Consider the following 14,386-nt stretch of genomic DNA (forward strand, 5'->3'; position numbering starts at 1 on the left):
CGTGACCACCGACGCCATCACGAACGGGGAGAGCTTTCTCTCCGAGCACTTCCTCGCCGCCTCGGGCAGCCAGTCGTTCCAGGGCAGGGTCACAGACCGCCGCAAGGTCTGGGATGCCTCTAGCAAGGACGGCGAAGAGACTCCGCGCACCCGGTTCGCCGCGAGCCGACAGACTCTGATCTCCCAGCTCGCGGAGGTCTCCGGCGCCATCACCGAGCGGGAGGGTCGCGGCGGCGATGGTGACCGCGCTGATCTCGTCGCGAAGATCCGCCCCCACCACCTGAGCTGGCGTGCCGTGCTCGGCTTTGAACGAATCGGACTTGTTCACCGCACCGAGGGTCCCGTCCACTGGATCAGCGCCGCCGGTCTCTCGGGTGCTACCCCGCTGGCCATCGTCGAGGCACTTCCAGGCGATCTGGAGTCGCTCTTGGCAAAGGACTCGGTCAACTTGATCGAACCGTTCGAGGTCGACGAGAAGCTGCACCTGGTGTCGGTCTCGCGCCTGCTCTCACACCTGTTCACGCTTGCGGAGGCGCCGTCGTTCGCGCTGGTGCAGGCAGGCCCGCTGGCGCTCCTGGCCGAGCAGTCCCGGTGGCACGAGGGTCGGTACCTCGCCGTCGACCTCCAGCTCGTCGCCGACCGCAACGACGGCAAACGGGGCGGTGAGATCGACCAGGCCCTCACGACGCTCGCGGCCGAGTCACTGGCGCCCGATGCCGAGGGCTCGATCTGGTGGGCCGACCTCCTGGAGGAGTCCGTCAAGAACACCGTCGGAGTCTCGAAGGACCTCCGCGAGGGCGTTCGACTCTCCATCGAGATCATCGCCAACGAAGTCGTGCGTCGACGCACGGATCAGGGCCTTCCCTCACTGCCGCCGGATCAGGCGCAGCGGCTGGCGAAGGAGTCGCTCCGGTTCCTGTACCGGATCCTCTTCCTGCTGTATGCCGAATCCTCACCGCACCTTCAGGTGCTCCCGACAGGGGTTACGGCCTACGACCGTGGCTACGGGCTCGACCGACTGCGCGAGCTCACCCTCGTGGAGATCGAGGACGAGCGCGACCGGCGAGGCTCGCACCTGTATGACTCGCTCGCGGTGCTCTTCCGGATGGTCGACGAAGGCCACGACGGGACAGTCGATGCCCAGGACGACCTGGTCCGGGAGCAGCCGCTCTCGTTCGCCCCACTCAAAGCGGACCTGTTCAAGCCGGACGCCGTAGAGCTGATCACCGAGGTGGGCCTTGGCAACGAGGCCATGCAGCGGGTGTTGCGCCACCTCCTGCTGACCAAGCAGGGCAAACGCAAGCGCGACGAACGCGGCTTCATCTCCTACGCCGACCTTGGCATCAACCAGCTCGGAGCGGTCTACGAGGGCCTCATGTCCTACTCCGGCTTCTTTGCCGACGAGGACCTGTTCGAGGTGGCCAAGGACGGCAACTCCGAGAAGGGTTCCTGGGTCGTTCCGGTCGACAGGTCGGACGAGATCGCGGACAAGGACTTCGTCACTGCCGAAGACCCGTTCACCGGGGAACGACGACGGGTGCTTCACTCCCGCGGGACCTTCGTCTACCGTCTCGCCGGGCGGGAACGGCAGCAGTCGGCGAGCTACTACACCCCCGAGGTGCTGACCCGCTTCACGGTGAGCCAGGCGCTGGAGGAGCTCCTCGACCAGAACGGAACGAAGACCAGCGCGCGGGAGATCCTCGACCTGACGGTCTGTGAGCCGGCGCTCGGCAGCGGCGCGTTCGCCATCGAAGCGGTGCGCCAGCTGGCGGGCGAGTACCTGCAGCGACGCCAGGACGAGCTCGGGACTCGGATCGACCCCGATGCCTACCCGGCCGAGCTGCAGAAGGTGAAGGCGTACCTGGCGTTGCACAACGTCTACGGCGTGGACCTCAACGCAACGGCGGTGGAGCTCGCTGAGATCTCGCTGTGGCTCGACACGATGGGCCAGGGACTTCAGGCGCCGTGGTTCGGGCTGCACCTACGCCGCGGGAACTCCCTCATCGGCGCGCGCCGGGCGGTGTTCCGGCGCGACCAGGTGGCGGCGAAGACGTGGTTCACGGACATGCCCCAGGATCTTCCTCTGACGTCGAGCGACGGTATCGGTGACGGGGTTCATCACTTCCTGCTGCCCGCGGAGGGCTGGGGCAGCGCGATCAACGCGAAGGAGGCGAAGAACCTTGCGCCCGAGGCGCTGGCACGACTCAAGGCGTGGCGCAGATCAGTCCTGGTGAAGCCCACGCGTCAGCAGGTCGACCAGCTCGGGAAGCTCGCCCAGCGCGTTGAGGTGCTGTGGCGGCATGCGCTACAGCGCCTCACCATCGCGGAGGAACAGATCCGGCGTTCGATCGACGTGTGGGGAGCAGAGGACCTGCCAGTCGGTGGGGCCGTCACGCGCCAGGAGATCGAGGAGTCCCTCGTCGACGCGCGAGGGGCGTACCAGCGACTCAAGACCGTGATGGATGCGTGGAATGCACTGTGGTTCTGGCCGCTGACCGACGAGCTCATCTCGCGAGTCGTGGTGTCCGACGACGGCTCGCAGCGGGTGGAGCGAGTTCTCCCACCGTCCCTGGACCAGTGGATCGACGGGCTGCGTGGACTGCTCGGGTGGAGGTCCGAGGAGTCCAGCACCGGGCGGGGTCGCCGCTGGCAGGGGGGCGATCAGACCCTTGCCGCGGGCGCGGAGTGGGCTGAGCTCGCGGTGGCCGAGACGACCGACCTCGCGTTCGCCGGCGCCGAGACCGACCTCCCGGCGCTGTACGGCAGACACCGGTGGCTCGAGGTCTGTGCGGCGATCGCCGCGCAACAGGGCTTCTTCCACTGGGACCTCATGTTCGCCCCCGTGTTCGCCCAGCGGGGCGGGTTCGACCTCCAGGTGGGAAACCCGCCGTGGGTGCGGCCGCGGTCAGACGTCGACGCGCTGCTCGCCGAGGGCGACCCGTGGTTCCAGCTCGCAGTGAAGCCGACGCAGGCCGAGGTGAAGCGCCATCGGGACGCAGCACTCGCCCTGCCCGGGATCGAGACGCTCGTCATCGACGGCACGGCGGACGTTGCCGTCACCGCCGCGTACCTCGGTAGCAAGCAGCAGTACCCCCACCTCGTGGGTCTTCAGCCCGACCTCTACCGCTGCTTCATGGAGCAGACCTGGAGAGCAGCCAGACCCACGGGTTCAGGGGTGCCAAGCGAGTCGAGGGTTCCGTCCGTTGCGCCCGGCGAAAATGCTGGAGGCACGGTCGGGCTCATCCATCTGGAGTCGCACTTCACCGATGAAGGAGCTGGCCCACTACGGGCCGCCACCTACCGTCGATTACGACGACATGCACAATTCGTCAACGAGACGAAGCTCTTTCCAGAAATTCAGAATCAGAAGCGATATGGAGTCGCGGTCTACGGCAGCGCTAGGACCCCGGGCTTCATTCAGGCCACGAGTCTGTACTCGCCAGCAACCTTCGCCAGCTCGTTGCGGCATGATGGTGGTGGTCCGGAGCCAGGGATCAAGGACGAGGATGGGAACTGGGATCTGCGGCCCCATGCCGCCCGGATCGAGCGGGTCGACCTGGAGGTACTGCGGGCGTGGCACGGGCTCCTGGAGGACGATACGACCCCCGTTGAGCAGACGCGGATGGTCTACACGGTCAACCGGGCGGCTTCGAGCGTGCTGACCAAGCTAGCGCGCGCCCCACGACTTGGAACCATCGGGTTCAGGTTCTCAAGGGGGTGGGACGAGAGCATTGACCGAAAAAGGGGGCGTTTTGAGACGTTATGGGGTGTGCCTGAATCGTGGGATCAGGTCATCCTGCAGGGGCCACACCTCTACGTCGGCAACCCCTTCTACAAAGCTCCAAACAAGAGTATGAAGAACCACCTCGACTGGACGCCGGTCGATCTGGAGGCACTCCCAGCGGACGCGATTCCCACGACATCGTACAAGCCAGCCGGCGACGAGTACGAATACGACTGCGCCTACACCGACTGGGGCACAGAGGAAAACCCCGACCCAGCCCGAGACCACTACCGAATCGCCTGGCGAAACATGGCGGCAAACACCGGAGAACGCACGCTCATACCAGCACTAATCCCCCCCGGAGCGACCCATATCCACGGGCTGTCTTCGATCGGTTTCCCCGGCGATCCTCTCACCACTCTCGCCGCCTCAGCTATATTAGGCTCGTTGTTGAGTGACTTTATTGTGCGCGCAGCACCAAAGTCAACGATCACTGCGGGTGTTGTTGGGAGGCTAGCGTATCCAGTCGGAAGCGGCGTCGTTGCCGAACTCGCCTTGCGAGCCGCAGGATTGCAGCTATTGACCAAGGATTACGCGTCTCTTTGGGATGAGGCTACTAGCGATAGCCAAGCCTTGTCGGACGAAACCGGGCGTGGCGGCGTGTTGGAGCGACCGACATGTTCCGCGACCGCAAGACTAAGCAACCCGGTTCCGTTGCGTCGGGCGAGTGATCGTCGGCAGGCTTTGATCGAGATTGATGCGCTAGTTGCGCTTGCGCTTGGAGTGACGGCGGATGAGTGGTGCACGATATATCGTACTCAGTTTCCTGTACTGTACGGATACGACCGAAACACCTACTACTATGACGCCAACGGCAGACTCGTTCCCACCTCCGTACTACAGGCCTGGCGTAAGAAGGGCAACGCCATCACCGGCAGTGAAAGAACCCATGTGCACCCGGGTAGCGGCGTTTCCTACACATATGAGCCCCCGTTCATCACTCTCGATCGCGAGGCCGACTTCCGCGAGTCCTACCACCGCTTTACGCAGGGGGATTTTCGATTAGGTCTGCCTGAGATCATTGATCTACGGCTCGTCTGACCCCTGGCATCTCCTGGGGTGCGGCACTCAAAACCGAACTCGTTGCAGCCGCGCCAGGGCAGAGGGGCCCGGGATGTCCGAGATAGCTTGCCCTCCTCGGCGACCTACGCGGCTTGAGTAGGGCCATCCCTCCAAAACCTCCATTCGGAACATCTCCTGAACCAGAGAATCCCTCGGCGTGAGATCAATCGACGTCAACAATCAGTTGAGCAAAGCGGTGGTAGGACTCGCGGAAGTCGGCCTCGCGATCGAGAGTGATGAACGGGGGCTCATATGTGTAGGAAACGCCGCTACCCGGGTGCACATGGGTTCTTTCACTGCCGGTGATGGCGTTGCCCTTCTTACGCCAGGCCTGTAGTACGGAGGTGGGAACGAGTCTGCCGTTGGCGTCATAGTAGTAGGTGTTTCGGTCGTATCCGTACAGTACAGGAAACTGAGTACGATATATCGTGCACCACTCATCCGCCGTCACTCCAAGCGCAAGCGCAACTAGCGCATCAATCTCGATCAAAGCCTGCCGACGATCACTCGCCCGACGCAACGGAAAAGCCCATGTCCAGGCAGACGTATCGACTTCCAATTCTGGCCTGCCCGCGTAATCAAGCCCCCCGGCCCACGGCGAAGTGAACGTGCCGCTCAGTTCCTCATGGACGGCGACTCGTGCGCGATCCCATTCCTTTGAGACGAACCCTATCCGGGCGGCTCGGATCAGAAGCTCACTCCGGAGCTTTGCGTTGGGTGAGTAGGGGAGGCGCTCGAGCGTCGAATAAAGGATGTCGTTCTTTGGGGCAGACCGCACGACAAAGTCTGCGAGCAGTGTCGACGCGAAGGCAAGGGCCACTGTTGTCATACTTGCTCGATGTGATCCGGCGCTCGCCGAGTAGATGAGATGAGTGTGGGCAGACCCGGGAGGGATCAATGTGGCGACTAGTGTGCGTTCGCCAGTATTGGCAGCCATCCGTCGCCAGGCGATTCGGTAGTGGTCTCGGGCTGGGTCGGGGTTTTCCTCTGTGCCCCAGTCGGTGTAGGCGCAGTCGTATTCGTACTCGTCGCCGGCTGGCTTGTACGATGTCGTGGGAATCGCGTCCGCTGGGAGTGCCTCCAGATCGACCGGCGTCCAGTCGAGGTGGTTCTTCATACTCTTGTTTGGAGCTTTGTAGAAGGGGTTGCCGACGTAGAGGTGTGGCCCCTGCAGGATGACCTGATCCCACGATTCAGGCACACCCCAGTCCACGTCGAAGTACCCACGCGTTCGATCGTTCGTCTCGTGCCATCCCGGTGAGAACCTGAACCCGATGGTTCCAAGTCGTGGGGCGCGCGCTAGCTTGGTCAGCACGCTCGAAGCCGCCCGGTTGACCGTGTAGACCATCCGCGTCTGCTCAACGGGGGTCGTATCGTCCTCCAGGAGCCCGTGCCACGCCCGCAGTACCTCCAGGTCGACCCGCTCGATCCGGGCGGCATGGGGCCGCAGATCCCAGTTCCCATCCTCGTCCTTGATCCCTGGCTCCGGACCACCACCATCATGCCGCAACGAATTTACCGCGGTCGCAGGCGAGTAGAGCGAGCACGCACCAACGTAATTAGGTTCTGCCCGTTCCGTGCCGTAGACGTTTATCCCGTAGCGCTTTTGGTGCTGTATCTCAAAATACTGCAGCTCATTGATGAACTGCCAGTGTCGTCGTAATCGACGGTAGGTGGCGGCCCGTAGTGGGCCAGCTCCTTCATCGGTGAAGTGCGACTCCAGATGGATGAGCCCGACCGTGCCTCCAGCATTTTCGCCGGGCGCAACGGACGGAACCCTCGACTCGCTTGGCACCCCTGAACCCGTGGGCCATCTGATTAGTTCATCCGTCATACGAACTGTATTCCGGAGGCGTGAGGCGGCAGGCTGACCTGCATGGACGCGATCACCGCTGGCACTGCCCCTGCCACACAACTACTCCCCTGGCCCTCCGAGATCGCGGCCTTCTGCACCGCGATGGCGGCGCGCCGTCTATCGCCGGAGACCATCACCCTCCGTCGGTACCACCTCCAACGCCTCGCCCGCGAGATCGGTACGGAGACTCCGTGGACCCTCACCGCAGACGACCTCCTGCAGTGGACCGGCGAACATGACTGGAAGCGCGAGACCGCTCGTGCCGTACGGTCCTCGCTCCGGCGCTTCTGGGACTGGGGTCACACCACCGGCCGCACTCAGACGAATCCCGCTGCCCTCCTGCCCGCCATCCGACCCGACCAGCCCACGCCACGTCCCGCGACGCCCGGCACGGTCAACCGGGCCCTGAAGAAGGCCACCGCTCGCGTCGAGCTCATGCTCCGGTTCGCCAACGAGCTCGGCATGCGCCGGGGCGAAGTAGCCCGCATCCACCCGCACGATGACCTGATCCGCACGGCCTCGGGCTGGTCCCTCGTGGTCCACGGCAAGGGTGATCGGGAGCGAACACTGCCGCTCCCCACGGATCTGGCCAAGGTGCTCAGAGATGCGCCCGACGGCTACCTCTTCCCCGGAGCGGAGAACGGCCACGTCTCGGCCCACTGGGTCGGCACCCTCGTCTCGCGCGCCCTCGGCGATGGCACGACGATGCATCAGCTCCGGCACCTTTGTGCGACGGAGATCCACGACCAGACGCGCGACCTCCGACTCGTCCAAACCCTGCTGGGCCACGCCTCTCTCGCCACGACCCAGCGCTACATCGCCGTCGACGACAAGGCTATGCGCCGTGCCGTCGCCGCGCGCTCACGCCGATGGAACCCGACCGAGCACGCCTGAACAACTGTGTACACAGATCGACTTGATCGTCCTCCGCCAAGCAGATCCGAGAGCTGCCAACGGCCGAACGCATCCGCGTACAAGCGGCGTGCGCGCCTCTTGCCGAGGATCCGCGCCCCTCGGGTGCCTGCAAGCTCGTCGGGACGCACGCAGCATGGCGGATTCAAGTCGACAGCTATCCGATCAGCTAGGAGGTGACGGATGGCTAGCTGCTCATCCTTGTTCTTCGCGCGACCCACCGCCAAGAGGCATACCAAGACTGAGTCGCTGACTGTCGGAGGTCGTGAGTAGGGTCAGAAACGTCAGCATCGAACGGCCAGCGGGGGCATCCATCGTGACCGAACTTCTCCCGCTCGAACAGGCTGCCGCGCTACAGCGCAACCTGCTCGAGTACCTCGGCACCACCTTTGCCCTCAGCGACCCCACCACCCGCCAGGCGCTGACCGCGTTCCTGGACGACGCCGACTCCGGGCTCTTCCGTGGCCCCTACGTTCGCGCTCGCCTCCCGTTCCGGGTGGCCGAGCAGGACTGGCGCGACCACCTCGACGTCTACAACGGACCGGCCCCGTACGGGCACCAAGCGCGTGCCTTCGAACGTCTGAGCACCAAGCATCGTTCGCGTCCGCTCCCCACCGTGCTCACCACGGGCACCGGGTCGGGGAAGACCGAGGCATTCCTCGCCCCGATCCTCGATCACGTGGTGCGCGCCAAGCGGGCCGGAATCGCGGGGACGAAGGCGCTGATCCTCTACCCGATGAACGCTCTCGCCAACGATCAGGCGCAACGCATCGCGACGGCCATCACCTCGACCCGGGAGCTCGCGGGAGTCACCGGAGCCCTCTACACGGGTGACGCCGGCGCTGCCACGACCTCGCGCACCCGCGTCGGCCCTGATGGTCTGATCACCGATCGCGACCTGATCCGGGACACCGCACCGGACATCCTGCTCACCAACTACAAGATGCTCGACCAGCTGCTGCTGCGAGCGGCCGATGCCCCGATCTGGCGGCAGTCGGCGCTCTCGCTGCGCTACCTCGTGATCGACGAGTTCCACACCTACGACGGAGCTCAGGGCACCGACGTCGCTCTGCTCCTGCGGCGCCTGGCACTGACGCTGGCCAGCCATTGGCCGGCCGAGCACCCCGACCTCACCCCGCAGGTCCGCGAGCGCCCGCTGGGTCTGCTCACGCCCGTCGCCACCTCCGCGACCCTGGGCGATCAGGACGACCCCAGCACCATGCGTACGTTCGCCGCAACGGTCACCGGCGTGGAGTTCGAGCCCGAGGCAGTCATCACGGAGTCACGCCAAGCGCTCGAAGAGTGGATCGACGACGCACGGGACCGGGTGGCCGCCCGTGGTCTGACGCCGTTGCCGGTCGATCCCACCCTCATCCACGACGTCGATGCCACGCTGCGAGCGCACGAGCGAGAGCACGAGGGTTCGGCAGTTCAGATAGCCGGTAATGCCGACGACGCGACCCGGGCCCTTCTGAGTCATCTCTACCGACAGGTGCCCGACGGTCAGACTGCTCATGCCGTGGCCCGCGACTGGGCGGCACCCGATCTCACAACCGCCTCCCTGGAGGAACTGGTCGACCTCGTCAAGGCTCACCCGTTCCTGAACACACTGGTCGAGGAAGCCACCGGCGCCGTGGAGCTCTCCGCGCTCACTCGCACACTCCTGCCAACCCTTCGGCTGCGCGGTGGTCGCACAGCCGACCCGGCGATCTTCCTCACGGTCTGTCTCTCCGTTCTCAGCCATCTCCGCGCGGCGGTGGGCCGCGCCATGCCCTCGATCGAGGCACATCTGTGGGTGCGCGAGCTGACCCGGATCGACCGCTATGCCGCCCCCACCCCCTCCTTCCGCTGGCACGACGACGGCGGACTCACGGGATCGGCGCCGGACGCCGAGCAGCCTCACACCCTGCCGGCCATCTACTGCCGTCACTGCGGCCGGTCCGGATGGGGCGTCCTCCTGACCCCGACCGGCACCAGCCTCGAGAGTGAGATCGATCCCCGTGGGGCGCACGCCGGGCGCAACGACCGGTTCCGACCGTTGATCTTCGCGCCACGCGAGGCGGACGACGCGGAGCGGCAGGACGGTCAGCCGCGCCCCGGTCTGCAGTGGCTCAACGTCTCGGAGCACTACCTCATGTCTCGCCCACCGATGCAGGAGGACGTGGTGCGAGACGCCGTCCTGCCCGTCCTCACCCATACCGGCGACGACGCGGCGCGGAGCTCCACCGCAGACACCTGCCCCGCGTGCGATGCGCCGGACGGGATCCGATTCCTGGGATCGGCGATCGCCACCATGCTGTCGGTGGGGCTCTCCGGTCTCTTCGGCGACGCGCAGCTCGACGAGCGCGAAAAGAAGGCCCTGGTCTTCACCGACTCCGTGCAGGACGCCGCCCACCGCGCCGGCTTCGTCCAGTCCCGCTCCCACGTGCTCACCCTGCGCTCCGTGCTGCGCGAGGCGATCCCGGAGGACGAGGTGATCAACCTCGTGACGCTGCGTGACGAGGTCCTTCGGCTGGCCGGCGATGACCCGATCCGTCGATACCGCCTGCTGCATCCCACGCTCGCCGATCGCGAGCAGTTCGCCAAGTTCTGGCGGGAACCCGGCCGCCTGAACTCCAGGGTGCGAGGCCGGGTCGCGAAACGACTCGACCTCGACATCGCCATGGAGCTGGGGCTACGCAGCACCGTCGGTCGGACCCTGGAGGAGACCTCGACCGTCCTGGTGGACGTCGACGCACCGCTCGTGACAGCCCTGGCAGCGGCCCGGGACGCCCTCACCGCCGTCGGCAGCCAACAGCTCGGTGGACTCGACCCCGATGCGACTGATCTCACGCACTGGGTCATGGGCGTGCTGTGGCGCATGCGCACTCGCGGGGCGATCGCCCACCCCTGGTTTGAGGAGTTCCGTCGCGAGGACGGCAACCGGTGGCGAATCTGGGGCGGTCGGGCGCGCGCCGAGGGGATGCCGGGGTTCGGGCCGGGGCAGTCGGCTCCCGGATACCCCTACATCGGCGGGAAGGCCAAGGGAGAGGATCTCGAACCGGCATCCTCTGCGCGAGGTTGGTACGCCGGGTGGACCGTGAAGACGCTCCAGGTTGATCGAGCTGCGGGGGCGGCCCTTTCCCGCGCACTGCTGGTCGAGCTGGCCAAGCGTGGCCTCATCGGTCAGCAGGCAGCGAGTAGCGGACTGACCACGTTCCACCTCGACCCGAGCCGGGTCGTCGTGGGGAGGGCGCACCTGGAGGACATGCACGCGCACAGGACCCTCCTGGGCTGCCAGACCTGCGGCGGCCACGTCCGTGGTGGTCCCGATCTGGTGGAGCGCCTGACCGGGGCGCCCTGCGTGGTGGACCGATGCACCGGTCGCCTGGAATCGAGCCGCGCCGAGGACAACTACTACCGCCGGTTGTATGGCGGCAGTAGTACCCGTCGCATCGTTGCCCGGGAGCACACCAGCCTGCTGCCGACCGACGTCCGGCTCGACTACGAGACCCGCTTCAAGTCCAGCGACACACGTCCGGACGCCCCGAACGTGCTCGTCGCGACTCCGACCCTCGAGATGGGCATCGACATCGGTGACCTCTCCACCGTCGTCCTCGCCTCGCTGCCCCGCTCCGTAGCCTCCTATCTGCAGCGGGTGGGGCGGGCAGGACGCCTCACGGGAAACGCGCTCACGGTGGCGTTCGTGACAGGGAGGGGGCAGGCCCTCCGCCGACTCGGCATGCCCCTGGAAACCATCAGTGGTGCCGTCCGGCCGCCGGCCACCTACCTCTCGGCCCTCGAGATCCTGCGCCGCCAGTACCTCGCCAGCGCCGCCGATGTCATGGCTCGAACCCCCGGTGCTGCGCACCCGAGAACCGCGATCGACGCTCTCGACCTCGCGGCCGATGACGGCTACCTGCGACAGCTGATCGAGCTGGCCGAGCTCCCCGCGGCCATGGACCGGTTCTGCGCCACACTTCCGCAGCTGGGCGAGTCGCTCGCCGCTCTTCGCGACTGGGCCACCCCGAGGACCGAGAACAGCGTCGCCATCCCGGGGACAAGCGAGCTTGCCGAGCGCTGCCGTCTCGCCGCGAGCTCGTTCCAGGCCCAGGTTGACGAGCTCACCTTTCGGATCCGCGACCTCGAGACCGCGCTGCCGGAGCTCCAGCGGATCGCTGAGACCCCGGCCGCCAGCGAGAGCGAGACGGAGGACCTGCGGACGACGTACGCCTCGCTGCGCCTGGCCAGGCGGCGACGGGCCGACCTGACCGGGAAGCACTGGATCGCCGTGATGGAGCAGGCTGGGCTCTTCCCGAACTACACACTCCTGGACGACGCGGTCGAGCTCAACGTCGCGCTGTCCTGGCTCGACCCCGAGACCGATGAGTACGAGCACGAGGACCTCACCCTCGAACGGGCCTCCGCGCGGGCGCTCCGAGAGTTTGCCCCTGGAGCCACCTTCTACGGGCGCGGGTACGGCATCCGGATTGACGCTGTCGACCTCGGCCGCGACGGTGAGGCGATCGAGATCTGGCAGTGCTGCCCTGACTGCGGCTACGTGGCGGTTCACCAGCGTGGCCGGGCGACCGCGATCGGCCGCTGTCCCCGGTGCCGCAGTGAGGCGATCGCCGACGTCTCCCAGCAGCTCGAGACGATCGTCCTGACCGAGGTCTCCTCGACGATGCGGCGCGACGACGCAGTGATCGACGACCGCCGCGACGAACGTCGGGCAGAGTCGTTCACGGTCCGGACCCTCGCCGACATCGACGCCGACGCGTGCACCTCATGGTTCGCCGAGAACACCGGTTTCGGGGTCCGCCATGCGCGGGACCTCACACTCCGCTGGGTGAACCTCGGACGGGGGGCCTCGCGCGGCGCTGCTTACACCCTCGCGGGTTCTCGGAGCGAGGCACCGCTGTTCCGAGTCTGTGCTCGGTGCGGCCAGCTCGATGGCGAGAGCGGCGCCAACAGCCGGCGCGAGCACCGCCCGTGGTGCCCACAGCGCAAGGAGACGACCGAGAACACGGTCTCCATCGCGCTCGGTCGTGTGCTCGTCACCGAAGGGCTGCTGCTCCGGCTGCCCGAACGGCTCACGCTCGGCGAGCGGCTCGCCCTGCCCTCGCTGATGGCTGCCGTCCGTCTTGCGCTGCGCGAGCACCTGGGTGGGGACCCCGACCACCTGGCAGTCAGCATCGTCGTGGACCCCTCCCCCGACGGCGGCACCGCCGATGCCCTTCTCGTGCACGACACGGTGCCTGGCGGGACGGGGTACGTCGAGGCGCTGGCACATGCTCCCCGGCTCTGGGACGTGCTGCACGAGACCTGGGCGTTGCTGCGGGACTGCCCCTGTGGCACCGAGGAGCGTCCGTGCTGCGAGCGCTGCTTGCTGCCCTACGCCCCGACCAACGCGATCGAGACGGTCTCCCGCGCCGTAGCAGAGCGATTGCTCCGTAACCTCCTGATCGGCACCGCCGATGCTGAACCCGAGGCGAGCATGGGGTGGACCATCACGCGCGACGAGCCTCGGCCAGAGGATCCGGAGTCTCACCTGGAGCAGCTCTTCCGCGAGGTGCTGAGGCAGCGCCTCGAAGCACTTGGGGCCACCATCCGGGAGACGCCCGGTCCCTACGGGACAGCGTGGCAGATCAACCTGCCTGCCGGGGGCAGATGGCGGCTGGAGCCCCAACCATTCCTCCACGGCTCGCGGCCGGACTTCGTGCTCACCAGTGCTCGCGGTGATGTACCCCCCACAGCAGTCTTCACCGACGGCTACCGCTACCACGCGATACCGGGGCGCAACCGGCTCGCCGACGACGCCGAGAAGCGCGAACGTCTGCGAGCCCATGGGTACCGCGTGCTGTCGCTGACGTGGCAGGACCTGCGCACTCCCGGTGACACGCCGGTGAGCGTTCCTTGGTACGCGGACCTGGCCCGCCAGACCGTCCAGGCCGCCGCCGGGCATCGGCTCGATCCCCACGCCCTCGACCTCGTCACCCGATCCCCGTTCGAGCTCCTCATCGACTGGCTGCACGAGCCCGACGCCACGGAGTGGGAGGGCGTGGCGCAGTGGCTGCCCTGGCTCGTCGCGGCGAGGTCGACGCCTGTGCTGGTCGATGAGCAGGCCGATCTGGCCGGGGTTGCGCTCGCCGTGCTGCGCTCCCAGACGCCCCCGGGAGGCACCTCGGTCACCCTGACCTGGAAGCATGGCCAGCTTGCGCTTGCCTTGCGTCCGCGCGACGAGAGCACCGGGACGATCGCGGTGGCGGCCGTGCTCGACGATGCGGACAGCGCCTTCGACGACGCACACCAGGAGAGCTGGCAGGAGTGGCTGAGACTGTCCAACCTGCTGAACTTCCGGTATGCCGAGACTGCCATCGTGACCTCGTCCCAGGTCGAGTCGGGTCACCTGGTGCTGCCTGCGCCGGCGGAGACCGTCATCGCGACCGACAGCGCGGCAGAGTTCGAGGTGGCGGAGTGGGAGGAAGCCCTTGCTGACGCCGAGGAGAGCGTGCGTCGGGTTCTGCTGGGTCTCGTCGACCTTCAGCACGCAGTACCGGGGCCGGTGGTGGGGCTGGAGGTCGGTGACGGCATACCCATCGATCTCGCCTGGGAGAAGCACCACGTCATCGCGCACGACGGCGACCTCGCCGACGGCGAACGCGCTGACCTCCTTGTCCAGGGGTGGCGGATCGTGCCGCTCTCGGCCGACGCGATCCGCGAGGCTCTGGGCCTCGCGCTGTCATGACCAGTCGATAGGGTCAAGAAGTCGCCCACTCGGCAGAATCGGAGAT

At 66.6% G+C, this 14,386-nt stretch carries 4 protein-coding genes; 3 read left to right on the plus strand and 1 reads right to left on the minus strand.

Going from position 1 to position 14,386, the window contains the following annotated elements:
* Position 1: 1 nt before the first annotated feature.
* Entirely contained in the window at positions 2-4,825 is a 4,824-nt protein-coding gene (locus EDD28_RS15935; protein ID WP_211339249.1) for a class I SAM-dependent DNA methyltransferase, read from the plus strand.
* A 184-nt stretch (positions 4,826-5,009) separates the two neighbouring features.
* On the opposite strand, the gene EDD28_RS17190 is transcribed toward EDD28_RS15935, so the two are convergent.
* Positions 5,010-6,641, minus strand: coding sequence for a hypothetical protein (locus EDD28_RS17190; protein ID WP_148059649.1), 1,632 nt, complete (start codon positions 6,639-6,641; stop codon positions 5,010-5,012).
* An 81-nt stretch (positions 6,642-6,722) separates the two neighbouring features.
* Between EDD28_RS17190 and EDD28_RS15940 the strand changes: the two genes are divergently transcribed.
* Positions 6,723-7,595 carry a tyrosine-type recombinase/integrase gene (locus EDD28_RS15940; protein WP_211339250.1) on the plus strand — a complete coding sequence of 291 codons (873 nt, stop codon included), beginning with the start codon at positions 6,723-6,725 and terminating at the stop codon, positions 7,593-7,595.
* Between the two features lie 334 nt (positions 7,596-7,929).
* Positions 7,930-14,340: a DEAD/DEAH box helicase gene (locus EDD28_RS15945; RefSeq protein WP_123740698.1), complete on the plus strand. Its 6,411-nt coding sequence runs from the start codon at positions 7,930-7,932 to the stop codon at positions 14,338-14,340.
* Positions 14,341-14,386 lie beyond the last annotated feature (46 nt).

Origin of the sequence: Salana multivorans (assembly GCF_003751805.1) — a bacterium.
GTDB classification, from domain to species: Bacteria; Actinomycetota; Actinomycetes; order Actinomycetales; family Beutenbergiaceae; genus Salana; species Salana multivorans.